This window comes from Streptomyces thermovulgaris, from assembly GCF_002155915.1.
In the GTDB taxonomy this organism is placed as follows: Bacteria; Actinomycetota; Actinomycetes; order Streptomycetales; family Streptomycetaceae; genus Streptomyces; species Streptomyces thermovulgaris.
Genome location: NZ_MUME01000010.1, coordinates 1 through 24,618, shown reverse-complemented (window position 1 = coordinate 24,618; position 24,618 = coordinate 1). Strand labels below are relative to the sequence as shown.

The window sequence follows — 24,618 nt, the reverse complement described above, 5'->3', positions numbered from 1 at the left end:
GGCAGGGGGAGGGCAAGGGGAGAGCAAGGAAAAGGCGAAGGGAAGGGAAGGTACCGGCAAGAACTGGGCAAAGAATTTCGATACGAGACGGTCTCGTATCGGAAGTGTCCTAGGCTCGCGGCATGACTGTTTCTGCCGACAACGCCGCCGTCGGCTCCCGGATTCCGGAGGCGGTGCACCGCCGCCGCTGGGCGATCCTCGGCGTGCTGATGCTGAGCCTGCTGGTCGTGGTGCTCGACAACTCGATCCTGAACGTCGCCATCAAGACGATCTCCACCCCGCCCCCGGTGGGACTGGGCGCCACACAGAGCGAGCTGGAGTGGGCGATCAACTCCTACACCCTCGTCTTCGCGGGGCTGCTGTTCACCGCCGGGCTCGTCGGCGACCGCATCGGCCGCAAGAAGGTCCTGCTGGCCGGCCTCGTGGTGTTCGGGATCGGATCCGCGCTGGCCGCCGAGTCCGGCTCGCCGGGCGAACTGATCGCCTACCGCGCCCTGATGGCCCTCGGCGCCGCCTTCGTCATGCCGGCCACCCTCGCCGTCCTCATGAACGTCTTCGAGCGCGAGGAGCAGCCCAAGGCCATCGGGATCTGGGCCGGCGGCGTGGGCCTGGCCATAGCCATCGGCCCGATCACCGGCGGTCTGCTGCTCGAGCACTTCTGGTGGGGATCGATCTTCCTCGTCAATGTGCCCATCGTGATCGTCGCGGTGGCGCTCATGGTGTGGCTGGTGCCCGACTCCCGCGACCCGCGGCCCGGACGCGTCGACCCGGTCGGCGTGGTGCTGTCCGTGATCGGCCTGGTCCTGCTCGTCCACGGCATCATCGAGGGCGGCGAGCGCGCCGACTTCACCGGCCCCGACGTCCTGGCGACGATCGCGGCGGGCCTGGCCGTCCTCGCGGTCTTCGTGTGGTTCGAGAAGCGCAGCGACCACCCGTCCCTGGACGTCACCTACTTCAGGAACAAGGTCTTCTCGGCCGCCATGGCCGCCATCGCGCTGGTGTTCTTCGCGCTGATGGGCGTGACGTTCTTCTCGGTGTTCTATCTGCAGAGCGTGCGCGGCTACACGCCGCTTCAGTCCGGCCTGCTCCTGCTGCCGCTGGCCGCCGCGCAGATGATCTTCGCGCCGCGGGCCCGGCTGGTCGTCGACCGGTTCGGCAACAAGGCCACCACCACGGCCGGTCTGCTGCTGCTCGCCGCCACGCTGGCCGCCTTCGCCGGCTTCGAGGCCGGCACGCCGATCTGGGTGCTGGAGGCGGTCTTCTTCCTCATGGGCACCGCCATGGCCCACATCATGACGCCGACCAGCGTCGTCATCATGCAGGCCCTGCCCCGCGAGAAGGCCGGCTCGGCCTCCGCGCTGAGCAACACCTTCCGCCAGGTCGGCGGCGCGCTCGGCATCGCCGTGCTCGGCTCGGTGCTCTCCACCGCCTACCGCGGCGGCATCGAGGACGAACTCCGCCTGCTCCCGGCCCAACTGCGCGAGAAGGCCGGCGAGTCCATCGAGGCCACCCTCGGCGTCGCCGCACGGCTCGGCCCGCGCGGCGAGGCCCTGGTGGGCCCGGCCCACGACGCGTTCCTGCACGCCATGCATGTCACCGCGGTGTGCGGCAGCATGGTCGCGGTCATCGGCGCGGTCGTGGTGGCCGTGTTCCTGCCGGGCCGGCCGTCCGCACCCCGGAAGGACGGAAAGGAACAGCAGCTGGTGGCGACGGAGTGACCGGGAGCCGGCACCCGGGCGGGGGACGGTCCGCGCGAGGAGACGGGAAGACGGGGGAACGGGGGGACAATCGTCCGGTCACGACGAAAGGACGGCCCACGTGAGCCCTGCCGACAGCCGCACCGCCCCCGTACGGGGCCGGCCCCGGAGCGAGGCGCTGGAACGCACCATTGTCGAGTGCGTGATGAAGCTCCTGGAGGACGGCGTGCCGCTCGCCGAACTCTCCGTGGAACGCATCGCCCGTGCCGCGGGCGTCGGCAAGGCCACCATCTACCGCCGCTGGAGCGGCAAGGAGGAGCTGTTCGTCGACGTCGTGCGCGCCGCCGAGCCCCCCGACCCGGACCTGCCGGGAACCTCCGTGCGCGACGACCTCGTGGCGCTCTGCGAACAGCTGCGCAGGCGCGGGCTGGTCAGCCGCTCCTCCGCCCTTCTGCACAACGTCTACGCCCAGATGAAGAGCAGCCCGAAGCTCTGGTCCGTCTACCACGCGACCGTCGTCGAGCCGCGGCGCAGGCTCCAGGCCGAGGTCCTGCGCCGCGGACAGCGCGACGGGGAGCTGCGCACGGACATCGACGTCGACGTGCTCGGCGACATCGTCGTCGGGCCCATGCTGGTGCGGGCCGTGATGCGCCCCGACGCCGAACTGCCCGAGGGACTGTCCGAACAGATCGTGGACGCGGTGCTGGAAGGGCTGCGGCCCGTCACATCCCCGTAGAACCGGCGCAGTTCGCCGCGGTTCCCGCCTTTTTCCTTGTCCTTCCGTGCCTTTCCGGCTCCATGTCCGCGTTTCGTCACGGATCGCCCGCGAAGGACGCCGCCGGAACCTCGCACGACGTCTTGTTCGTCCCCGTCCCGGGACGGCCGTTCGAGGACGGCGGGAACGACTCCGATCATGCCCTAGGGTCGTAGGACGCGGGGGGTGAACGGTGTGTGCACGGCAGGCAGTGAGGCGATGGAATGGCGCAACAGGCGTACGTGACGGAAACGGCGGACGGCGGCTCGCAGGACGAGCACCGAGGAAACCGGCTCCGGCGCACGGCGCACCGCTTCCTGGACAGGTGGCGCGACGACCCGCGCATCTGGCGCCGGGGCATCGTCCTCGCCGTGTTCGCGGTCGTACTGTCCCTGGGGATGGCGCTGCACGCCCACATCCCCAACCGGATCGGCAACCTCGGCAGTCTCACCGAGACCTTCCTGCCCTGGGCGGGCCTGTTCGTCCCGGTGCTGCTGATCCTCGCGCTGCTGCGCAGGTCGGCGACCGCGCTGATCGCGGTGCTGCTGCCCGCCGCCACCTGGCTGCACCTGTTCGGCGGGCTGCTCACCGACAAGGCCGGCACCGGCGGCGATCTGACGGTCGCCACGCACAACGTCAACGCCGACAACCCCGACCCGGTCGGCACCGCCCGGGACGTGGCCGCCGCCGGCGCCGATGTGCTCGCCCTGGAGGAGCTGAAGGCGTCCGCGGTCCCGGTCTACCGGCAGGCGCTCGCCCCGACGTACAAGTACCACGCGGTGAAGGGCACCGTCGGGCTGTGGAGCAAGTACCCGATCAGCAGCGTCCAGGCCGTCGACATCAGGCTCGGCTGGACCCGCGCGCTGCGCGCCACGGTGATCACGCCCCAGGCGCCCGTGGCGGTGTACGTCGCGCACATGCCCTCGGTACGGGTGAAGATGAACGCCGGCTTCACCGCCCAGCAGCGCGACCAGAGCGCGGACGCGCTGGGCGAGGCGATCGCCGACGAGCGGCTGCCCAGGGTGGTGCTGCTCGGCGATCTGAACGGCACGATGAACGACCGCTCGCTCAACGCCGTCACCTCCCAGATGCGCTCCACGCAGGGCGCGGTGGGCAACGGATTCGGGTTCAGCTGGCCGGCGTCCTTCCCGCTCGCCCGCATCGACCAGATCATGGTCAGGGGAGTGGAGCCGGTGAGCTCCTGGACACTGCCGCGCACGAGCAGCGACCACCTGCCCGTGGCGGCACGCGTGAAACTGTCCCCCTCGACACAGGACGACTCCTGAGAACGGGGGACGACTCCTGGGACGACACACGGAACGCCGCCCGACCGGCTCCGGCCGGCCGGGCGGCGTTCCGCATCCGGCCGCAGGTCAGGCGGTCTCCCGCCAGCCGTTGGTGATCGGCAGCCTGCGGTCCTTGCCGAAGACCTTCGCCGAGATCTTGGTGCCCGGCGGGTACTGGCGGCGCTTGTACTCGGCCCGGTCGACCATCCGCAGCGTCGTGGTGACCAGCTCCCGGTCGTAACCGGCCGCGACGATCGCGTCCGCGCCCTTGTCCTGGTCGACGTAGAGCTCCAGGATCGCGTCCAGCACCGGGTAGTCCGGGAGGGAGTCGGTGTCGACCTGGCCGGGACGCAGCTCCGCGCTCGGCGGCTTGGTGAGGGAGTTCTCCGGGATCGGCGGGGTCTCCCCCCGCTCGGCGGCGACCCGGTTGCGCCACCTCGCCAGCCGGAAGACCGACGTCTTGTACACGTCCTTGATCGGGCCGTACGCGCCCACCGCGTCGCCGTACAGCGTCGAGTAGCCCACCGCCAGCTCCGACTTGTTGCCGGGCGCCAGCACGATGTGGCCCTCCTGGTTGGAGATCGCCATCAGCAGCGTGCCGCGCAGCCGGGCCTGGAGGTTCTCCTCCGCGAGACCGGTCAGATGGAGGGAGTCCATGTACGCGTCGAACATCGGCTCGATCGGGACCGTGCGGAAGTGCAGACCGGTGCGCCGCGCCAGCTCGGCCGCGTCCTCCTTGGAGTGCTCCGAGGAGTACCGGGACGGCATGGAGACGCCGTGGACGTTCTCGGGGCCCACCGCGTCGCAGGCGATCGCCGCGACGAGCGCGGAGTCGATCCCGCCGGACAGCCCGATCAGGACCGACCGGAAGCCGTTCTTGCGCACATACGCGCGCAGGCCCACGACCAGCGCCGTGTAGACCTCCTCGTCGTCGTCCATGCGCTCGGCGTGCTCGGCGACCGGCTCGGGCTCGTAGGCCGGCACCGGATCCTCGGACAGCACCACGCGGTCGATGCGCAGACCGTCGTCCACCACGCCCTCGGGCGCGTGCGCCGCGGCGGTCGGCAGCTCCAGGTCCACCACCATCAGATGCTCCGCGAACTGCGGCGCCCGCGCGATCACCTCGCCGTCCGGGGCGACCACGATCGAGTCGCCGTCGAAGACCAGCTCGTCCTGCCCGCCGGTCAGGGCGAGGTAGGCGGTGGTGCAGCCGGCCTCCTGGGCCCGCTTGCGGACCAGCTCCAGGCGGGTGTCGTCCTTCAGCCGCTCGTACGGCGAGGCGTTGACGGAGACCAGCAGCCCGGCACCCGCGCTGCGGGCGGCCGGCACCCGGCCGCCGTCCTGCCACAGGTCCTCGCAGATGGCGAGCGCGACGTCGACCCCGTGCAGCCGCAGCACCGGCATGGTGTCACCGGGCACGAAGTAGCGGTACTCGTCGAAGACGCCGTAGTTCGGCAGGTGGTGCTTGGCGAAGGTCAGCACCGCCTCGCCGCGGTACAGCACCGCCGCCGCGTTCTGCGGGGCACCGGCCGGCATGCCGTACTTCGGCTGGGCGGTGTCGCAGCGGTCGAGATAGCCGACGAGCACCGGCAGCTCCCCGAGGCCCTCCTCGGCGAGCCGGACGGCCAGGCCGCGCAGCGCGGCGCGGGACGCCTCCACGAAGGACGACCGCAGGGCCAGGTCCTCCACGGGGTATCCGGTCAGCGCCATCTCCGGGAACACCGCGAGATGCGCTCCCCGCTCGGCGGACTCCCGGGTCCAGCGGACGATCGTGTCGGCGTTCCCGGCGAGGTCACCCACACGCGCGTCGATCTGATTCAGGGCGAGACGTAGTTGAGGCACGCCGCCAGTCTAATCGTCACAACGACGCGATGGGGTGGTCGGACGGAGACCGTCCGCCCGCCCGGCCCGGCGGGCACGCGGCCTCGGCGGGCGTGCGCGCGTGGGTGCCGAGGCCGGCTGACCCGGGGTCAGCGGCGGCGACGGCCGGGATGAGGGAAGGGCTGTCGTGAACACGGTCGCGGCGCAGGGAAACTGACGACGAGTCGGGCAAAGGGGCTGGTGGACGCCGGTGTCGCGCGGGCTGCGCACACGGTGCGCGGAAGACGGGGAATCCCGGTGGAGGGGGGCGGCCGATATGTTGAATGGCGAATACATATTATTTAATCTGGCGCCATGCGGCTGCTGCGCTCCACCGACATGGCGTTGCGCGTCCTGATGCGGCTCGCCGTCGCGGGCGAGTCCACCCCCACGACCCGGGAGGTCGCGGCGGACATGGGCGTGCCGTACACGCATGCCGCAAAGGTCGTCGCCGAGCTCCAGCACCGCGGGCTGCTCGCGGCCCGCCGCGGTCGCGGTGGCGGTCTGAGCCTCACCGAAGCCGGCCGGAACGCCTCGGTCGGCGCACTTCTGCGGTCCCTGGAGGGCGAGGGCGACGTCGCCGACTGCGACGGCTCCACGCCCTGCCCCCTCAGCGCCGACTGCCGGCTGCGCGGCGCGCTGCGCCGGGCCCAGGAGGCCTTCTACGCCACACTCGACCCCCTCACGATCGCCGACATGGTCGAGGCCCCGACGGGCCCGCTGCTGCTGGGGCTGCCCGGCGTCCGCACACCGTCCTCCTGAGGAAGGCCGTCGAGGAACGCCGTCCCGAGGCGCGGCGCCCCGGCGGCGGTGGGCACGCACCGTGACGCACGGGACCGCGGTGGGACACCGTCGCGGGAAAGGGCCCGCCGGGACGGTGCGCACCGCCCCGGCGGACCCGTCGCGCACGCCGGCCGGTCCGGTCAGGCCGCGGGCTGGGCCAGCCACAGGTCCGGGCCGAAGATCTCGTAGTGGATGGCGGCCGGGGACACACCCTTGGCGAGGAGCTGCTCGCGCACCGACCGCATGAAGGGGAGCGGACCGCACAGGTACGCGTGCGTACCGGCGGGGACGTCGATGTCGGCGAGGTCGGCCAGACCGGGCCGGCCGGCACCCTCGGCGTCCTTCTCGTAGAAGAAGACCGTCCGCGCGTCGGGCAGCTTGGCCGCGTACGCCTCGTGGTCGGAGCGGAACGCGTGCGCGGCGGGGGAGCGGTCGGCGTGGAGCACGGTCACCGGGGCGCTGTGACCGGTGAGGGAGAGCTGCTCCAGCATGGCGATCATCGGGGTGACGCCGATGCCGGCGGAGGCGAGCAGCAGCGGTGCGTCGTCGTCCTCGAGGACGAGGTCGCCGTACGGGGCGGACAGCTCCAGGACGTCGCCCACGTGCACGTGCCGGTGCAGGTGGGTGGAGACCTCGCCGTCGGGGCTCGTGTCGTCGCCGAGCACCCGCTTGACGGCGAACTGCCGCACCGGCGAGCCGGGTGCCGCGGTCAGGCTGTACTGGCGGGCCTGCCGGGCGCCGTCCGGGAGCTGGACACGGACCGAGACGTACTGTCCGGCGCGGTATCCGGGCACCGGCCCGTCGTCGACCGGGCGGAGCTTGAAGACGGCCACGTCCGGGGTCTCCTCGATCCGCTCGACGACCTTCCAGTCGCGCCAGCCGGTCTGCCGGGTCTCCTCGTACAGCCGCCTCTCGAGGTCTATGAGCGCGTTGGCCATCAGCCAGTAGACCTCGTCCCAGGCGGCGACGACCTCGGGGGTGATCGCGTCGCCGAGGACGTCGGCGATGGCGGCGAACAGGTGTTCGCGGACGATCGGGTACTGCTCCGGAAGGACACCCAGCGAGGCGTGCTTGTGGGCGATGCGCCGCAGCATCAGGTCGGGCCGCTGGTCGGGGTGCTCCACCAGGTACGTCGCGAAGGTGGCGATGGATCCGGCCAGTGCCTGCTTCTGCGTGCCGGCGGCCTGGTTGCCGCGGTTGAACAGGTCGCGCAGCAGTTCGGGGTGGGCCGCGAACATCCGGGGGTAGAAGCGCTCGGTGATCTCGTTGATGGCCGCGCCGACGGCGGGGAGGGTGGCGCGGACGACGGCGGCTGACTTCTCGGACAGCATGGGGGACTCCTCGAAGGCTCGACCGAACTGCTCGATCGTTCGACTCGGGTCGAACGCTATTGAAACTTGCATTTGAGATGCAAATTAAACGGAAGTGGTCTCGGTCACGGGGAGAAGACCCCGGCCATGACGAGGACGGCGCCCGGGAGGCAGGATGGACGGCGGGGCGGTTCCCTTGCCGCTTCGGGCTCATGGGCCCGTGACGGCCGGGGGGAAGGGGCCCGCAACGCGCGCGAAACACCTCTGTGGTGGGATGCTGCTCGGGTGCCCGACCGCCTTCGCGGCACACGAGCGCAGGCGGCCTGATCGGCAAGGATGGGGAAGCGGAAGATGGACAAGCAGCAGGAGTTCGTGCTCCGGACGCTGGAGGAGCGCGACATCCGGTTCGTACGCCTGTGGTTCACCGATGTGCTCGGCTTCCTCAAGTCCGTGGCCGTGGCCCCGGCCGAGCTGGAGCAGGCCTTCGACGAGGGCATCGGCTTCGACGGGTCCGCCATCGAGGGCTTCGCCCGGGTCTACGAGTCCGACATGATCGCCAAGCCCGACCCGTCCACGTTCCAGATCCTGCCCTGGCGCGCCGAGGCCCCCGGCACGGCCCGCATGTTCTGCGACATCCTCATGCCGGACGGCTCACCGTCCTTCGCCGACCCGAGGTATGTGCTGAAGCGGGCCCTGGCCCGCGCCTCCGACCTGGGCTTCACCTTCTACACCCACCCGGAGATCGAGTTCTTCCTGCTCAAGGACCGTCCGCTGGACGGCTCCCGTCCCACTCCCGCCGACTACTCCGGCTACTTCGACCACACCCCGCAGGCCGTCGGGATGGACTTCCGCCGGCAGGCGATCACCATGCTGGAGTCGATGGGCATCTCGGTGGAGTTCTCCCACCACGAGGGCGCACCGGGACAGCAGGAGATCGACCTGCGGTACGCCGACGCGCTGTCCACCGCGGACAACATCATGACCTTCCGCCTGGTCATGAAGCAGGTCGCGCTGGAGCAGGGGCTGCAGGCGACCTTCATGCCGAAGCCGTTCTCGGAGTACCCCGGCTCGGGGATGCACTCGCACCTCTCCCTCTTCGAGGGCGACCGGAACGCGTTCTACGAGTCCGGTGCCGAGTACCAGCTCTCCAAGGTCGGCCGCTCCTTCATCGCCGGCCTGCTCCGGCACGCCGCCGAGATCACCGCGGTCACCAACCAGTGGGTCAACTCCTACAAGCGCATCTGGGGCGGCACCGAGCGCACCGCGGGCGCCGGCGGCGAGGCCCCCTCGTACATCTGCTGGGGCCACAACAACCGTTCGGCCCTGGTCCGCGTGCCGATGTACAAGCCCGGCAAGATGGGCTCCGTGCGCGTGGAGTTCCGCTCCCTCGACTCCGGCGCCAACCCGTACCTGGCCTACGCCGTCCTCCTGGCCGCCGGACTGAAGGGCATCGAGGAGGGCTACACGCTGCCCCCGGGCGCCGAGGACGACGTCTGGGCCCTGTCGGACGCCGAACGCCGTGCGATGGGCATCGAACCCCTCCCGCAGAACCTGGGCGAGGCGCTGGCCCTGATGGAGGGCAGCGACCTCGTCGCCGAGACCCTGGGCGAGCACGTCTTCGACTTCTTCCTGCGCAACAAGCGGCAGGAGTGGGAGGAGTACCGCTCGGAGGTCACCGCCTTCGAACTGCGGAAGAACCTGCCGGTGCTGTAGCCGCGGGCCGGGGCGGGTCTCCCGTCCCTCCGCCGGACGGGGCCGACGGTCGTGGGCCGTCGGCCCCACGGCGTTCGCCGGGCCGGCCGGGACGGCTCCGGACCGCAAGGGCGCGTGGACACGGCGTGACGCGAATGTCATGATCACGACTACATTCGACGTGGGCCGACGCGTGGGGAGGGGACCGTGGATCTCTGGATCGCCGCACCTCTGGTGCTGCTGGCGCTGCTCAACGCCGCTCTGGGCGTGGCGGCGGTCGCCCGCGGCTGGCTGCTCCCCTCCTTCCGGTCTCGCGTTCACCAGGTCCGCCTCCACGGCTGGGGCCACTTGATGGCTGCCGGCGGCCTGTTCTGCCACGCGGTCCCCGGGCTCCTGGAGAGCGGTTCCGGCATCCGGTCGCTGTCGGCCTTGTCCGGCAGCGGGCTTCTGCTGGGCGGCGTCATCGCGATGGGAATCAGCCGGCGCGAGCGGTGAGCGGCGGGGCGGGCGCCGGAATCCCGGGGAAGCGGTGAGGGGCCGGTGTTCCGCGGTATGCCGTTCGCCTCGTTGCCGAGGTCCGGGTCCCGGACTCCGGTTAGGCTCTGGCCAGGACGAGCTCGATCCGACGGGAGGCCGGAATGACGGCGCCGGGGCGCAGGAGCAGTACCTTCACACGGCTGCTGCGGCACGGTTTCATCGATGCCTCGGGGGCCGAGCGGCTGCTGGAGAGTCCTGAGCTGGCCCCGCTCCGGAACGATCCGGTGCTGCTGGAGGCACTGGGCGCCACCGCCGACCCGGACCTCGCGCTGCGGGGGCTGGTGCGGCTGCTCGAGGCGCAGCCCACGCCGACGGAGCGGCGGGAGCTGCTCGACACGCTGATAGCGGCCAAGCCGCTGCGCGACCGGCTGCTCGGGGTGCTCGGCTGCTCCGCCGCGCTCGGCGAGCACCTGGCCCGGCACGCCGGCGACTGGCGGGCGCTCGTCACCTACGAACCACGCGATCTGCACCGCGGGGTGGAGGAGTTCGAGCGGGAGCTCGCGCGGGCGGACGACCCCGTCGCGCTGCGCGTCGCCTACCGGCGCTGCCTGCTGTCCATCGCCGCCCGCGACGTGTGCGGCACCATCGACGTGGTCGAGACCGCCGCCGAACTCGCCGACCTCGCCACCGCCACCCTGCGCGCCGCCCTCCGGATCGCCCGCGCCGCCGCCCCCGAGGACGACGCGCTGTGCCGGCTCGCGGTGATCGCCCTGGGCAAGTGCGGCGGCCACGAGCTGAACTACGTCTCCGACGTCGACGTGATCTTCGTCGGCGAGGCCGCGGAGGGCGCGGACGAGGCGGAGGCGCTCAAGGCCGCCACCCGGCTCGCCTCGCATCTGATGCGGATCTGCTCCGAGACCACCGTCGAGGGGACGATCTGGCCCGTCGACGCCAATCTGCGGCCCGAGGGGCGCAACGGGCCGCTGGTGCGGTCCCTGAGCAGCCATGTCGCCTACTACCAGCGGTGGGCCAAGACCTGGGAGTTCCAGGCGCTGCTCAAGGCCCGTCCGGTCGCCGGCGACCCCGAGCTCGGCGAGCAGTACATCGCCGCGCTCGCCCCGCTGGTCTGGCAGGCCGCCGCGCGCGAGAACTTCGTCGCCGATGTGCAGAAGATGCGCCGCCGCGTGGTCGAGAACATCCCCGTGGCCGAGGTCGAGCGCGAGCTGAAGCTCGGGCCGGGCGGGCTCAGGGACGTCGAATTCGCCGTGCAGCTGCTGCAGTTGGTGCACGGGCGGACCGATGCCTCCCTGCGCAGCGGGACGACCGTGGACGCGTTGCAGGCGCTGGCCGCGGGCGGGTACGTCGGCCGTGCGGACGCCGCGCAGCTCGACGAGGCCTACCGGTTCCTGCGCTCCATGGAGCACCGCATCCAGCTGTACCGGCTGCGGCGGACCCATCTCGTGCCCGAGGACGAGGCCGATCTGCGCCGGCTCGGACGGTCGCTCGGCCTGCGCAGCGATCCGGTCACCGAGCTCACCCGCGAGTGGAAGCGGCACGCCGGCGTCGTACGGCGGCTGCACGAGAAGCTGTTCTACCGGCCGCTGCTCGACGCGGTCGCCCAACTGGCACCCGGCGAGGCCCGGTTGAGCCTCGAGGCGGCCCGGGAGCGGCTGGTCGCGCTCGGGTACGCCGATCCCGCCGCGGCACTGCGGCACCTGGAGGCCCTGGCGTCGGGGGTCACGCGCAGGGCCGCGATCCAGCGGACGCTGCTGCCGGTGCTGCTCGGATGGTTCGCGGACTCCGCCGACCCGGACGCCGGGCTGCTCAACTTCCGCAAGGTGTCCGACGCGCTGGGGAAGACACCGTGGTACCTGCGGCTGCTGCGGGACGAGGGGGCCGCCGCCGAGAACCTCGCGCGGGTGCTGTCCGCCGGGCGGCTCGCGCCCGATCTGCTGCTGCGGGCGCCGGAGGCCGTCGCCCTGCTCGGGAACGGCGACGGCGGCGGGCTCGAACCGCGCGGGCGGGCCCAGCTGGAGCAGGAGATACTGGCCGCGGTGGGGCGCGCGGAGAGCGCCGAGCAGGCAGTCGCGGCGGCCCGCGGGGTGCGCCGGCGGGAGCTGTTCCGTACGGCCGCCGCCGACATCGTCGGCTCCTACGGCACCGAGACGCAGCCGGCCGAGGCCGACCAGGGCGCCCTCGTGGACCGGGTGGGCGGCGCGGTGTCGGAGCTGACGGCGGCGACCCTGGCCGGCACGCTGCGGGCGGTGGTGCGCGAGGGCTGGGGGGACACCCTGCCGATCCGGTTCGCGATCATCGCGATGGGGCGGTTCGGGGGGCATGAGCTGGGCTACGGGTCGGACGCGGACGTGCTGTTCGTGCACGAGCCCCGGGACGGCGTGGACGAGCGGGAGGCGGCCGAGGCCGCGGGGCGGGTCGTCGCCGAGATGCGGCGGCTGCTCCAGGCGCCCAGCTCGGATCCGCCGCTGCTGATCGACGCGGACCTGCGGCCCGAGGGGCGCAATGGGCCGCTGGTGCGGACGCTGGCGTCGTATGCGACGTACTACCGGCGCTGGGCGCAGGTGTGGGAGTCGCAGGCGCTGCTGCGGGCCGAGCCGGTCGTGGGGGACGAGGAGCTGGGGCGGCGGTTCGTGGAGCTGATCGATCCGCTGCGCTACCCGCAGGGCGGGCTGAAGGACGACGCGGTGCGGGAGATCCGGCGGCTGAAGGCGCGGATGGAGACCGAACGGCTGCCGCGGGGAGTGGACCCGAAGCTGCACACCAAGCTGGGGCCGGGCGGGCTGTCGGACGTGGAGTGGACCGTGCAGCTGATGCAGCTGCGGCACGGGGCGACCGAGGCGTCGCTGCGGACCACACGGACCCGGGAGGCGCTGGCGGCGGCACGGGAGCTGGGGCTTCTCTCCGAGAAGGACGCCGCGACGCTGGACGAGGCATGGGTGCTGGCCACCCGGGTGCGGAACGCGGTGATGCTGGTGCGCGGGCGGGCCGGGGACACCTTCCCCACCGAGCCCCGGGAGCTGGCCGCGGTGGGGCGGTACCTCGGGTACGGGCCGGGACACGTGGGGGACATGCTGGACGCGTACCGGCGGACCGCCCGGCGGGCCCGGGGGGTCGTGGAGTCGCTGTTCTACGGCACGTAGCACCTGGTTCCCCGGCGCGCACGCCCCGGCGGCCGGCGCGGCGCGCCGGGGGACGCGGTGCGCGGACGGCCGGGCCCTATGCCTTCGCCGGTTGCAGAGGGGCCACCATTCTCGGCAGCGCGTGCGGCAGCGCTCCGTACCAGGCGCGGGCCACCAGGAAGCCGAAGCCGAGGCACAGGACGCCGCCGACCGCGTCGAGCCAGAAGTGGTTGGCGGTGGCGACGATGACGATCAGGGTGGCCACGGGGTAGATCAGGCCGAGGACGCGGACCCAGGGGATCGTGCACACGGCGAAGAGGATCAGGCCGCACCACAGGGACCAGCCGATGTGCATGGACGGCATCGCGGCGTACTGGTTGGACATGTTCTTCAGGTCGCCGGAGGCCATCGAGCCCCAGGTGTTGTGGACTTCGACCGTGTCGATGAAGAGTCCGCCGCTCATCAGGCGCGGGGGCGCCAGGGGGTACAGGTAGTAGCCGAGCAGGGCCGTGCCCGTGGTGATGAAGAGGGTGAAACGAGCCGCCGCGTAACGGCCGGGATGGCTGCGGTAGAGCCACACCAGGACGCCGATGGTGACCACGAAGTGCAGGGTCGCGTAGTAGTAGTTCATGCCGATGATCAACCAAGTCACGGAGTTCACGGCATGGTTGATCGAGTGCTCGACCGCGATGCCCAGCTGGTGCTCGACGTGCCAGATCCAGTCGGCGTTGCGCAGGGCCTTGGCTCTCTGCTCGGGGACCGCGTTGCGGATCAGTGAGTACGTCCAGTAACTCACCGCGATCAGCAGGATCTCGAACCACAGCCGGGGAGGCCGGGGGGTACGCAGGCGCCGTACGGCCGGAGGGCGGCTGTCGCCCGTGACGGGAGGCGGAGCGGCTTTCTCCCGGCCTTCCGGCGGCCTCACGGTCGTCTCACCCATGGGCACAGAGTCTGCCAGACAAACCTTCCCGGGACGATCATCCCCCAGTCGGGTTCCGGCCGTACGTTCTCCGCCTCACGAACGATTCCGGTCCCCAGGGGCCGAGGCGGTCGAACCGCGGACCACCAGCTCCGGCATGAACACGAACTCGCTGTGCGGCGCGGGCGTACCGCCGATCTCCTCCAGCAGGGTGCGCACCGCGGCCTGGCCCATCGCCGGCACCGGCTTGCGGATCGTGGTCAGGGGCGGATCGGTGAAGGCGATCAGGGTGGAGTCGTCGAAGCCCACGACCGAGATGTCCCGGGGGACCTCCAGCCCGCGCTGCCGGGCCGCGCGGATCGCGCCGAGCGCCATCATGTCGCTGGCGCAGACGATCGCCGTGCAGTCCCGCTCGATGAGCGCGGTGGCGGCCGCCTGCCCGCCCTCCAGGGAGTAGAGGGAGTGCTGGATCAGCTCGGACTCCACGGCGTCCGCGGACAGGCCCAGCTGGTCCTGCATCGCGCGGACGAAGCCCTCGATCTTGCGCTGGACCGGGACGAAGCGCTTGGGCCCCAGGGCCAGGCCGATGCGGGTGTGGCCCAGGGAGACCAGGTGGGTGACGGCCAGGGTCATCGCCGCGCGGTCGTCGGGGGAGATGAAGGGCGCCTGGACCTTCGGGGAGAAGCCGTCCACGAGGACGAAGGGCACGCCCCGGGCGCGCAGGCGCTCGTAGCGCTCCATGTCCGCCGTGGTGTCCGCGTGCAGGCCGGAGACGTAGATGATGCCCGCGACCCCGCGGTCCACCAGCATCTCGGTCAGCTCGTCCTCCGTGGAGCCGCCGGGGGTCTGGGTGGCGAGCACCGGGGTGTAGCCCTGCCGGGTCAGCGCCTGGCCGATGACCTGGGCCAGTGCCGGGAAGATCGGGTTCTCCAGCTCGGGGGTGATCAGGCCCACCAGGCCCGCACTGCGCTGCCGCAGCCGTACCGGACGTTCGTAGCCCAGGACGTCGAGGGCGGCCAGTACGGCCTGGCGGGTGGTGGCGGCGACGCCCGGCTTCCCGTTGAGGACGCGGCTGACGGTCGCCTCGCTCACACCCGCCTGGGCAGCGATGTCGGCAAGCCGTGTGGTCACATGAGTGGACTGTACCGGCCGCCTTCCGCCCTGCCCACCGGGCGACCGCCCGGGGCGTGTCCTTGAACGGCCCGCTACGGGCTGCTGCGTCATCGCGTTCCCTTGTGTTCGGTCGGCGTCCGGTCGACGGCCGGGTCCCGGCGCACGTCGACGGCCGGGTCTCGGCGTACGGTCCGCAACGGGATGATTCCTCTCTTCCCACCGTATGGCAAGAGCTTGCAGAGCCTTGCACAAGTGTTCAGGAACCCTTCCGGCCACGTGAAAGCCGGGTTGCGAGGCGGGTTCGAGAGGGTCACGAAGGGGTAACCTTCGCGATTTCTTGCACTTTTTTTCTGCAAGGTCTTTCGTCGAGGTTGCAACGCTGTTAACTTCACCGTCGCCCGGCGACGGCAATGACGCGGCGGGGGCGGCGGACGGGACCGCTTCCCGCTCCCGGGCTTTCACCTCAAGGAGAACTCATGCGGCGTGGCATAGCGGCCACCGCACTGGTGGCATCCCTTGCCCTCACGGCGACGGCGTGCGGGGGGAGCGACAGCGGCAGCGACAAGTCGGGCGGTCCGGTGACCATCACCTGGTGGGACACCTCCAACGCCACCAACGAGGCGCCGACGTACAAGGAACTGGTCGAGCAGTTCGAGGCGACCCACAAGGACATCAAGGTCAAGTACGTCAACGTGCCCTTCGACCAGGCACAGAACAAGTTCGACACCGCCGCCGGCTCCAAGGGCGCCCCGGACGTGCTGCGCGCCGAGGTCGGCTGGACCCCGGCCTTCGCCAAGAAGAGCTATCTGCTGCCGCTGGACGGCACCGAGGCCCTCGCCGAGCAGGACAAGTTCCAGCCCAGCCTGATCAAGCAGGCCCAGTACGAGGGCAAGACCTACGGCGTTCCGTTCGTCACCGACACCCTGGCCCTGGTCTACAACAAGGCCCTGTTCAAGAAGGCCGGCATCACCGAGGTGCCCAAGACCTGGGACGAGCTGAGGTCGGCCGCGGCCAGGATCAAGGACAGGACCGGTGTCGACGGCTACTGGGGCTCCACCCAGGCCTACTACGCCCAGACCTTCCTGTACGGCGAGGGCACCGACACCGTCGACGCCGAGGCCAAGAAGATCACCATGAACTCGGCCGCCGCGAAGAAGGCGTACGGCACCTGGCTGAGCATGTTCGACGGCAAGGGCCTGCACAAGGCCGACACCACCGCCGACGCCTACGCCCACATCCAGGACGCGTTCGTGAACGGCAAGGTCGCCGCGATCATCCAGGGCCCCTGGGAGATCACGAACTTCTACAAGGGCAGCGCCTTCAAGGACAAGTCCAACCTGGGCATCGCTCCCGTCCCGGGCGGCTCCTCCGGCAAGGCGGGCGCCCCCACCGGCGGTCACAACCTCTCCGTCTACGCCGGCTCCAGCAAGGAGAAGCAGGAGGCCGCGCTGAAGTTCGTGAGGTTCATGACCTCGGCGAAGGCCCAGGAGACCATCGCCCTGAAGAACTCCACGCTGCCCACCCGCGACGACGCCTACACCGAGCAGGTCAAGGCCGACCCCGGCATCGCCGGCTACCAGGGCGTCCTCTCCATCGCCCAGCCGCGCCCGGCGCTGCCCGAGTACAGCTCCCTGTGGGGGCCGCTCGACACCGAACTGGTCAAGATCGCCGGCGGCAAGGTGTCCCTGGACAAGGGCCTGAAGGACGCGGAGACCGCGATCGCCAAGCTGGTCCCGGACTTCAGCAAGTGAGCCGCCGTGGCCGCCGGTCCTCCCGGTGCGGGAGGACCGGCGGCCATCGGCCCGTGTGCCCCGCCCCCGAACTTCCAGAAGGTGTCGAACCATGACAGTCGCCCTCGAGAGCGCGGCCGCCCGGCCCGGCGGCGGGCAGGGACGCGGTCCCGGCCTGCTGCAGCGCCTGAAGCACGGCTACCAGAAGTATTGGTACGCCTATGCGATGATCGCCCCGGTGGTCGTCGTGCTCGGCGTCCTGGTGGGATACCCGCTGGCGCGGGGCTTCTACCTGACGCTGACCGACGCCAACAGCCTGAACTCGGCCCGCACGATCGGTGTCAACCACATCGAGGCCACCTATCAGTTCATCGGCCTCGACAACTACAAGGACATCCTGTTCGGGCCGACCGCCTACGACCGGTTCTGGTCCCACTTCCTGTGGACGGTGGTCTGGACCGCGCTGTGCGTCTTCCTGCACTACACCATCGGCCTCGGCCTGGCCCTGCTGCTGAACCGGAAGATGCGCGGCCGCACCTTCTACCGGCTGCTGCTCATCCTGCCCTGGGCGGTGCCCACCTTCGTCACCGTCTTCTCCTGGCGGATCATGCTCGCCGACTCCGGCGTGCTCAACCAGATGCTCGGCGCCCTGCACCTGCCCCAGCCGCAGTGGCTGGAGGACAGCTTCTGGCAGCGGGCCGCCGCCATCATGGTCAACACCTGGTGCGGTGTGCCGTTCATGATGGTCTCGCTCCTCGGCGGTCTGCAGTCCATCGACTCCTCCCTGTACGAGGCCGCCGAGATGGACGGGGCGAGCGCCTGGCAGCGCTTCAAGTACGTCACCCTGCCGGGCCTGCGGTCGGTCAGCTCCACCGTGGTCCTGCTCGGCATCATCTGGACGTTCAACCAGTTCGCGATCATCTTCCTGCTGTTCGGCCGTACCAGCGCCCCCGACGCGCAGATCCTCGTCACCTGGGCCTACTACCTCGGTTTCGGCCAGCAGCCGCGCGAATACGCCCAGGCCGCCACCTACGGCGTCCTGCTGCTGTCGATCCTGACCGTCTTCACCTCCTTCTACTACCGCTGGCTGAAGCGCAACGACCAGCTCGCCCTCTGACGCAGGAGCCCCACGATGAGCACCACGACCCTCGACACCGCCGCGTCCCCGGCCGCGCCCCAGGCCGTGGCCGAGGCACCCCGGCGCGTGCGGCGGCGCGGGGAGAGCAGCCCGCTGGTCCGCGCCGTCGTCCACGGCCTGCTCGTGCTGGCGAGCCTGATCGCCACGGCCCCGGTCGCCTGGCTGATCTATCTCTCGCTCGGCCCGGACAAGGACGACTATCTGCATCCGGGGGCGATCGCGGAGAAGATGACGTTCTCGAACTACGCGTTCGTGCTCCAGCACACGAACTTCTTCAAGTGGTTCGAGTCCACGATGATCGTCGCCCTGGGCACCACCCTGCTCGGCGTGGTCTTCGCCGCCACCACCGGCTACGCGGTCTCCCGCATGCGCTTTCCGGGGTACCGGTCGCTGATGTGGGTGCTGCTGCTCACCCAGGCGTTCCCGATCGCCGTGCTCATCGTCCCGATGTACGAGATCTTCTCCGAGCTCGGTCTGATCGACACCTACGGCGCGGTCATCCTCGTCAACTGTTCGACGATCGTGCCGTACTGCGCCTGGCTGATGAAGGGCTACTTCGACACCATCCCCGTCGAGATCGACGAGGCCGGGCGCGTCGACGGCCTCACTCCGTTCGGCACCTTCCTGCGGCTCATCCTGCCGCTGGCCCGGCCGGGCCTCGCGGTCGCCGGGTTCTACAGCTTCATCACGGCCTTCGGCGAGGTCGCCTTCGCCTCCACGTTCCTGCTGGACGACCAGAAGTACACCTTCGCCGTCGGACTGCAGAGCTTCGTCAGCGAGCACGACGCCCAGTGGAACTACATGGCCGCGACCGCGGTGTTGATCGCCGTTCCGGTGGCCGCTTTCTTCTACCTTGTGCAGAAAAACCTGGTCACCGGCCTCACCGCAGGAGGTACCAAGGGCTGACCCCCCACCGGCCGGCAACCGACTCCCGCGCGCCTGCCCCGCGCGGGTGGCGGCCGCGGTGTCCCCCGACCCCGCCGACACCGCGGCCGCCTCGTCATCCGGCCGTCGACGCCTTTCGCACCCGACCCCACCACATCCGCACCTACTGAGGACGCCATGAGCCAGCAGCACATCCCGGCCCGATCCACTCGCTCCGAAGCGGCCGTCGCCACGGTCGCCCCGCGCCGCGACTGGTGGCGCGAGGCAGTGATCTACCAGGTGTATCCGCGCAGCTTCGCCGACAGCAACGGTGACGGCATGGGTGATCTGGAGGGCATCCGCTCCCGCCTGCCCTATCTGCGCGACCTCGGTGTGGACGCCGTGTGGCTCAGCCCCTTCTACGCCTCGCCGCAGGCCGACGCCGGCTACGACGTCTCCGACTACCGGGCCGTCGATCCCATGTTCGGCACCCTCCTGGACGCCGACGCGCTGATCCGCGACGCCCATGAGCTGGGCCTGAGGGTCATCGTCGACATCGTGCCCAACCACTCCTCCGACCAGCACGAGTGGTTCAGGCGCGCGGTCGCCGAGGGCCCCGGCTCCCCCCTGAGGGAGCGCTACCACTTCCGCCCCGGCAGGGGGAGGAACGGCGAGCTGCCGCCCAACGACTGGGAGTCCATCTTCGGCGGCCCCGCCTGGACCCGGATCACCGAGCCGGACGGCACCCCCGGCGAGTGGTACCTGCACCTGTTCGCGCCCGAGCAGCCCGACTTCAACTGGGAGCACCCGGCCGTCGGCGACGAGTTCCGCTCCATCCTGCGGTTCTGGCTCGACATGGGCGTCGACGGCTTCCGCATCGACGTGGCCCACGGCCTGGTCAAGGCCGAGGGCCTGCCCGACCTCGGCACCCGCGACCAGGTGAAGCTGCTGGGCAACGACGTCATGCCGTTCTTCGACCAGGACGGGGTGCACGAGATCTACCGGCAGTGGCGGCGGATCCTCGACGAGTACCCGGGCGAGCGCATCTTCGTCGCCGAGGCATGGACGCCGACCGTCGAGCGCACCGCGAACTACGTGCGCCCCGACGAGCTCCACCAGGCGTTCAACTTCCAGTACCTGAGCACCTACTGGGACGCCGGCGAGCTGCGTGAGGTCATCGACCGCACCCTCAGGGCCATGCGCCCGGTCGGGGCCCCCGCCACCTGGGTGCTGTCCAACCACGACGTCACCCGGCACGCCACCCGCTTCGCCAACCCGCCCGGCGCCGGCACGCAGATCCGCACCGCCGGCGACCGCGAGACGGGCCTGCGCCGGGCCCGCGCGGCCACGCTGCTGATGCTGGCGCTGCCCGGCTCGGCGTACATCTACCAGGGCGAGGAGCTCGGCCTGCCGGACGTCGTGGACCTGCCGGACGAGGTGCGCCAGGACCCGGCGTACTTCCGCGGCGACGGCCAGGACGGCTACCGCGACGGCTGCCGGGTGCCGATCCCGTGGACCCGCGAGGGCTCCTCCTACGGCTTCGGCGACGGCGGCAGCTGGCTTCCGCAGCCGGAGGGCTGGGGCGAGCTGAGCGTCGAGGCCCAGCAGGGCGTGCCCGGCTCCACCCTGGAGATGTACCGCACCGCGCTCTCCGTCCGCCGTGCCCACCCGGACCTGGGCGCGGGCGACAGCGTGGAGTGGCTGCGCGCCCCCGAGGGCGTTCTCGCCTTCCGGCGCGGCGACTTCGTCTGTGTGGCGAACACGACCGGCGAGTCGGTCACCGTCCCGGCCCACGGCCGGATCCTGCTCGCGAGCGGCGAGGTGACGGAGGCGGACGGCGAGACGAAGGTCCCGGGCGACACGACGGTGTGGTGGACCACCGGCTGAGGCACGGAGCCCGAGGCGCGGGGCCCGGGCCACCGGGCCCCGTGTCCGCCGTTCGCCCTGCTCGGAGGCGTGTCTTCACAGCAACTCCACACAATCAACTCCGTACCGCCCACTGCCCGTTGAGGCAGTGGGCCTTTATTCTGCGCTCAACTACTTGCTGAATCTTTCAGCAAGAACCTTCAACGGAGAAGGAATCCCCACAGATGAACATGCGCAGATCCGTTTCCTGCGTCGCGGCCCTCGCGGCAGCCGCCTCGATGGCCCTCGCCTCCCCCGCCGAGGCCTCCCCGCCCGGCAGCAAGGACGTCACCGCGGTCCTCTTCGAGTGGAACTACGCCTCCGTCGCCAAGGAGTGCACCACCACCCTGGGGCCCGCCGGGTACGGCTACGTCCAGGTCTCCCCGCCCGCCGAGCACGTCCGGGGCCCGCAGTGGTGGACGTCGTACCAGCCGGTGAGCTACCGGATCGCCGGCCGTCTCGGCGACCGCACCGCGTTCCGGAACATGGTCGACACCTGCCACGCGGCGGGGGTGAAGGTCGTCGTCGACACGGTGATCAACCACATGTCGTCGGGCAGCGGCACCGGCACCGGGGGCTCGTCGTACACGAAGTACGACTACCCGGGTCTGTACTCGGTGTACGACTTCGACGACTGCACCGCCGAGATCACCGACTACCGGGACCGCTGGAACGTCCAGCACTGCGAGCTGGTGGGCCTCGCCGACCTCGACACCGGCGAGGAGTACGTCCGCAGGACCATCGCGGGCTACATGAACGACCTGCTCTCCCTCGGCGTGGACGGCTTCCGCATCGACGCGGCCAAGCACATCCCCGCGGCCGACCTCGCCAACATCAAGTCACGTCTGACGAAGCCGGACGTGTACTGGAAGCAGGAGGTCATCTACGGTGCGGGCGAGGCGGTCCAGCCCACCGAGTACACGGGCAACGGCGACGTCCAGGAGTTCCGCTACGCCTACGACCTCAAGCGGGTCTTCCGCAACGAGAGGCTCGCCTACCTGAAGAACTACGGCGAGGGCTGGGGCTACATGAACAGCTCCGTGGCCGGTGTCTTCGTCGACAACCACGACACCGAGCGCAACGGCTCCACCCTCAGCTACAAGGACGGCGCCGACTACACCCTGGCCCATGTCTTCATGCTGGCCTGGCCGTACGGCGCCCCCGACATCAACTCCGCCTACGAGTGGTCCGACTTCGACGCCGGACCGCCCAACGACGGCAGGGTCGACGCCTGCTGGCGGGACGGCTGGAAGTGCCAGCACGCCTGGCCGGAGATCAAGTCCATGGTCGCCTTCCGCAACGCCACCCGCGGCCAGGCGGTGACCGACTGGTGGGACAACGGCAACAACGCCATCGCCTTCGGCCGGGGCAGCAAGGGCTTCGTGGCCATCAACCACGAGCAGAGCAGCCTGACCCGCACCTACCAGACGTCCCTGCCCGCGGGCACCTACTGCAACGTCCAGAACAACACACCGGTGACGGTCGACAGCGCCGGCCGGTTCACCGCCACCCTGGGCCCCAACACGGCGCTGGCGCTCCACACGGGCAAGCGCAGCTGCTGAACGGCGGCGCGCCCGCCGCACGGTGCGCCGGCCGTCCGGGCGCACGGATGTGAAAACCCTTGCTAAAGGTTTCAAGAGTCTTGCTGTAAACCTTGCGCAGGCGATACGGTCGCGCCCACGCCCGACGGCGGAGCCGCCGCCGGGGCGAGGGGTCGCAGTCAAGTGAGCCGCACCGTCAAGGAGTTCACCCCGTGATACCGAGATGGCCGGCGCCCTCGCGGCGCCGCACACCGTCAGGCAGAGGCGTCGCCGCCCTCACCGTGGCCGCGCTCGCCGCAGCGCTTGCCCCACCGCTCGCGGCGCGGGCGGCCACCCCGCCCGCGCCGCCCTCGGACGCCCGGCTCGCCGCCGAGCCGGCCCGGCACGACCTGACGCGCGAGCAGTTCTACTTCGTTCTGCCGGATCGTTTCGCCAATGGAGACACCTCCAACGACCGGGGCCGGCTGACCGGTTCACGCCTCGTCACCGGCTACGACCCCACCGACAAGGGCTTCTACCAGGGCGGCGACCTCAAGGGCCTGATCGACCGGCTCGACTACATCAAGGGCCTGGGCACCACCGCCATCTGGCTCGCCCCGATCTTCAAGAACCAGCCCGTGCAGGGCACCGGCAAGGAGGCCTCCGCCGGCTACCACGGCTACTGGATCACCGACTTCACCCGGGTCGACCCGCACTTCGGCACCAACGAGGACCTCAAGGCCCTGGTCTCCAAGGCGCACGCCAAGGGCATGAAGGTCTTCTTCGACGTCATCACCAACCACACCGCCGACGTCGTCGGCTACAAGGACGAGTCCCGCGCATACCTGTCCAAGGGCGCCTTCCCCTACCTGACCAAGGACGGCCGCCCCTTCGACGACGCCGACTACGCCGACGGCGGCAGGAGGTTCCCCGCCGTCGACGAAAGCTCGTTCCCGTACACCCCGGCCGTTCCCGCCGCCAAGAAGGACCTCAAGGTCCCGTCGTGGCTCAACGACCCGGCGATGTACCACAACCGCGGCGACTCCACCTTCGCCGGGGAGAGCTCCGGCCACGGCGACTTCGCCGGCCTCGACGACCTGTGGACCGAGCGCCCCGAGGTCGTCAGCGGCATGAAGAAGATCTACCAGCGCTGGGTCAAGGACTTCGGCATCGACGGTTTCCGCGTCGACACCGTCAAGCACGTCAACATGGAGTTCTGGACCCAGTGGGCGACGGCACTGGACACCTACGCCGCCCGGCACGGCCGCAAGAACTTCTTCATGTTCGGCGAGGTCTTCTCCGCCGACACCTCCGTGACCGCCCCCTACGTCACCCAGGGCCGTCTGGACGCCACGCTGGACTTCCCCTTCCAGGAGGCGGCCCGCGCCTACGTCTCCCAGGGCGGCAGCGCGAAGAAGCTGGCGGGCGTCTTCGCCGACGACTACAAGTACACGACCGACAAGGCCAACGCCTACGAACAGGTCACCTTCCTCGGCAACCATGACATGGGCCGGATCGGGTACTTCCTCAAGCAGGACAACCCGAAGGCCACCGACGCCGAGCTGGTGCGGAAGAGCAGGTTCGCCCACGAGCTGATGTTCCTCAGCCGCGGCAACCCCGTCGTCTACTACGGCGACGAGCAGGGCTTCACCGGCTCCGGCGGCGACAAGGACGCCCGCCAGACCATGTTCGCCTCCAAGGTCGCCGACTACCTCGACGACGACCGGATCGGCACCGACCGCACCCACGCCCACGACGCCTACGACACCACCGCGCCGCTCTACCGGCACATCGCCGCCCTGGCCAAGCTCCGCAAGGACCACCCGGCCCTGGCGGACGGCGTCCAGACGGAGCGGTACGCCGCGGACGGGCCGGGCGTCTACGCCGTCACCCGCACCGACGCCAGGACCGGCGCCGAGTACATCGTCGCCTTCAACAACGCCGACGACGCCAGGACCGCGACCTTCGCCACCGGCTCGGCGAGGATGACCTACCGCGGCATCCACGGCACCGGGGCGACCGTGACCTCCGGCGCCGACCGCAAGGTCACCGTCACCGTCCCGGCCGGCTCCGCCGTCGTCCTCAAGGCGGCCGGCACCCTCGACAAGCCCGCCGTCAAGCCGTCCCTCACCCTGACGCCCCCCGCCGCCGGAGCCACCGGCACCGTCGAAGTCGGCGCCGACGTCACCGGAGGACGGCTCAACCGGGTCGTCTTCGCCGCCCAGGTCGGCAACGGCCCGTGGAAGGTGCTCGGCTCCGCCGACCACGCCCCCTACAAGGTCACCCACACCCTGGCGAAGACCGTCCCGGCCGGCACCCCCCTGCGCTACAAGGCGGTCGTCGTCGACTCGGCCGGCCGCACGGCGAGCGCCACCGCGGCCTCCGTCACCGGCACCCCGCCGCCGCCCGAGACCCCCTACAAGGTCACCCACA

Annotated in this window: 17 protein-coding genes; 13 read left to right on the top strand and 4 right to left on the bottom strand. The window is 70.7% G+C overall.

Annotation, left to right across the window (positions count from 1 at the left end; genetic code table 11):
* Positions 1 to 122 precede the first annotated feature (122 nt).
* The 3 genes from CCN35_RS00885 to CCN35_RS00875 all read left to right on the top strand — a co-directional run bounded on the left by CCN35_RS00885 (position 123) and on the right by CCN35_RS00875 (position 3,737).
* The gene (locus tag CCN35_RS00885) at positions 123 to 1,718 is read left to right on the top strand and encodes an MFS transporter (RefSeq protein WP_236560581.1); all 1,596 of its coding nucleotides are present in this window, start codon (positions 123 to 125) and stop codon (positions 1,716 to 1,718) included.
* Positions 1,719 to 1,818: 100 nt separating this feature from the next.
* The gene (locus CCN35_RS00880) at positions 1,819 to 2,433 is read left to right on the top strand and encodes a TetR/AcrR family transcriptional regulator (RefSeq protein ID WP_067392000.1); all 615 of its coding nucleotides are present in this window, start codon (positions 1,819 to 1,821) and stop codon (positions 2,431 to 2,433) included.
* Positions 2,434 to 2,675: 242 nt separating this feature from the next.
* On the top strand, positions 2,676 to 3,737 hold the full coding sequence (locus CCN35_RS00875) for an endonuclease/exonuclease/phosphatase family protein (RefSeq protein WP_067391998.1): 1,062 nt from the start codon (positions 2,676 to 2,678) through the stop codon (positions 3,735 to 3,737).
* A gap of 87 nt (positions 3,738 to 3,824) precedes the next feature.
* Here the strand turns inward: CCN35_RS00875 and CCN35_RS00870 are convergent, their stop codons facing one another.
* The gene (locus tag CCN35_RS00870) at positions 3,825 to 5,579 is read right to left on the bottom strand and encodes an NAD+ synthase (protein WP_086791190.1); all 1,755 of its coding nucleotides are present in this window, start codon (positions 5,577 to 5,579) and stop codon (positions 3,825 to 3,827) included.
* Positions 5,580 to 5,912: 333 nt separating this feature from the next.
* On the opposite strand from CCN35_RS00870, the gene CCN35_RS00865 reads away from it, so the two are divergent.
* Complete coding sequence (locus CCN35_RS00865) at positions 5,913 to 6,359, top strand: RrF2 family transcriptional regulator (protein ID WP_067391993.1); 447 nt, start codon at positions 5,913 to 5,915, stop codon at positions 6,357 to 6,359.
* 161 nt (positions 6,360 to 6,520) lie between these two features.
* On the opposite strand, the gene CCN35_RS00860 is transcribed toward CCN35_RS00865, so the two are convergent.
* The gene (locus CCN35_RS00860; protein ID WP_067391990.1) at positions 6,521 to 7,711 is read right to left on the bottom strand and encodes a globin domain-containing protein; all 1,191 of its coding nucleotides are present in this window, start codon (positions 7,709 to 7,711) and stop codon (positions 6,521 to 6,523) included.
* 330 nt (positions 7,712 to 8,041) lie between these two features.
* Between CCN35_RS00860 and CCN35_RS00855 the strand changes: the two genes are divergently transcribed.
* From CCN35_RS00855 to CCN35_RS00845, 3 genes are all read left to right on the top strand, one after another.
* Entirely contained in the window at positions 8,042 to 9,403 is a 1,362-nt protein-coding gene (locus CCN35_RS00855) for a glutamine synthetase family protein (RefSeq protein ID WP_067391988.1), read from the top strand.
* Positions 9,404 to 9,589: 186 nt separating this feature from the next.
* Entirely contained in the window at positions 9,590 to 9,877 is a 288-nt protein-coding gene (locus CCN35_RS00850; protein ID WP_067391986.1) for a hypothetical protein, read from the top strand.
* 143 nt (positions 9,878 to 10,020) lie between these two features.
* Complete coding sequence (locus CCN35_RS00845) at positions 10,021 to 13,017, top strand: bifunctional [glutamine synthetase] adenylyltransferase/[glutamine synthetase]-adenylyl-L-tyrosine phosphorylase (RefSeq protein WP_086791188.1); 2,997 nt, start codon at positions 10,021 to 10,023, stop codon at positions 13,015 to 13,017.
* Positions 13,018 to 13,093: 76 nt separating this feature from the next.
* Here CCN35_RS00845 and CCN35_RS00840 read toward each other — a convergent pair whose 3' ends face one another.
* Positions 13,094 to 13,936, bottom strand: a complete 843-nt coding sequence (locus CCN35_RS00840) for a phosphatase PAP2 family protein (protein ID WP_067391983.1) — start codon at positions 13,934 to 13,936, stop codon at positions 13,094 to 13,096.
* 75 nt (positions 13,937 to 14,011) lie between these two features.
* Entirely contained in the window at positions 14,012 to 15,046 is a 1,035-nt protein-coding gene (locus tag CCN35_RS00835) for a LacI family DNA-binding transcriptional regulator (RefSeq protein ID WP_067391975.1), read from the bottom strand.
* Positions 15,047 to 15,504: 458 nt separating this feature from the next.
* On the opposite strand from CCN35_RS00835, the gene CCN35_RS00830 reads away from it, so the two are divergent.
* The 6 genes from CCN35_RS00830 to CCN35_RS00805 all read left to right on the top strand — a co-directional run.
* A complete protein-coding gene (locus CCN35_RS00830; RefSeq protein ID WP_067391972.1) occupies positions 15,505 to 16,779 on the top strand; it encodes an extracellular solute-binding protein in 1,275 nt (424 codons plus the stop codon).
* Positions 16,780 to 16,870: 91 nt separating this feature from the next.
* A complete protein-coding gene (locus CCN35_RS00825) occupies positions 16,871 to 17,875 on the top strand; it encodes a carbohydrate ABC transporter permease (RefSeq protein WP_067391969.1) in 1,005 nt (334 codons plus the stop codon).
* Between the two features lie 15 nt (positions 17,876 to 17,890).
* On the top strand, positions 17,891 to 18,802 hold the full coding sequence (locus CCN35_RS00820) for a sugar ABC transporter permease (RefSeq protein ID WP_067391966.1): 912 nt from the start codon (positions 17,891 to 17,893) through the stop codon (positions 18,800 to 18,802).
* A gap of 156 nt (positions 18,803 to 18,958) precedes the next feature.
* Positions 18,959 to 20,647 (top strand): glycoside hydrolase family 13 protein, encoded by a 1,689-nt coding sequence (locus tag CCN35_RS00815; protein WP_086791186.1) that lies wholly within the window; start codon positions 18,959 to 18,961, stop codon positions 20,645 to 20,647.
* Positions 20,648 to 20,850: 203 nt separating this feature from the next.
* On the top strand, positions 20,851 to 22,227 hold the full coding sequence (locus tag CCN35_RS00810) for an alpha-amylase (protein ID WP_086791183.1): 1,377 nt from the start codon (positions 20,851 to 20,853) through the stop codon (positions 22,225 to 22,227).
* A 191-nt stretch (positions 22,228 to 22,418) separates the two neighbouring features.
* Positions 22,419 to 24,618 (top strand): alpha-amylase family glycosyl hydrolase (locus CCN35_RS00805; protein ID WP_245862952.1); only part of this gene is annotated, 2,200 nt, incomplete at its 3' end.

Coding starts and splice junctions, on each gene's coding strand:
- CCN35_RS00885 (WP_236560581.1), top strand. CDS start 123: ATGACTGTTTCTGCCGACAACGCCGCCGTCGGCTCCCGGATTCCGGAG.
- CCN35_RS00875 (WP_067391998.1), top strand. CDS start 2,676: ATGGCGCAACAGGCGTACGTGACGGAAACGGCGGACGGCGGCTCGCAG.
- CCN35_RS00865 (WP_067391993.1), top strand. CDS start 5,913: ATGCGGCTGCTGCGCTCCACCGACATGGCGTTGCGCGTCCTGATGCGG.
- CCN35_RS00860 (WP_067391990.1), bottom strand. CDS start 7,711: ATGCTGTCCGAGAAGTCAGCCGCCGTCGTCCGCGCCACCCTCCCCGCC.
- CCN35_RS00855 (WP_067391988.1), top strand. CDS start 8,042: ATGGACAAGCAGCAGGAGTTCGTGCTCCGGACGCTGGAGGAGCGCGAC.
- CCN35_RS00845 (WP_086791188.1), top strand. CDS start 10,021: ATGACGGCGCCGGGGCGCAGGAGCAGTACCTTCACACGGCTGCTGCGG.
- CCN35_RS00840 (WP_067391983.1), bottom strand. CDS start 13,936: ATGGGTGAGACGACCGTGAGGCCGCCGGAAGGCCGGGAGAAAGCCGCT.
- CCN35_RS00830 (WP_067391972.1), top strand. CDS start 15,505: ATGCGGCGTGGCATAGCGGCCACCGCACTGGTGGCATCCCTTGCCCTC.
- CCN35_RS00825 (WP_067391969.1), top strand. CDS start 16,871: ATGACAGTCGCCCTCGAGAGCGCGGCCGCCCGGCCCGGCGGCGGGCAG.
- CCN35_RS00820 (WP_067391966.1), top strand. CDS start 17,891: ATGAGCACCACGACCCTCGACACCGCCGCGTCCCCGGCCGCGCCCCAG.
- CCN35_RS00815 (WP_086791186.1), top strand. CDS start 18,959: ATGAGCCAGCAGCACATCCCGGCCCGATCCACTCGCTCCGAAGCGGCC.
- CCN35_RS00810 (WP_086791183.1), top strand. CDS start 20,851: ATGAACATGCGCAGATCCGTTTCCTGCGTCGCGGCCCTCGCGGCAGCC.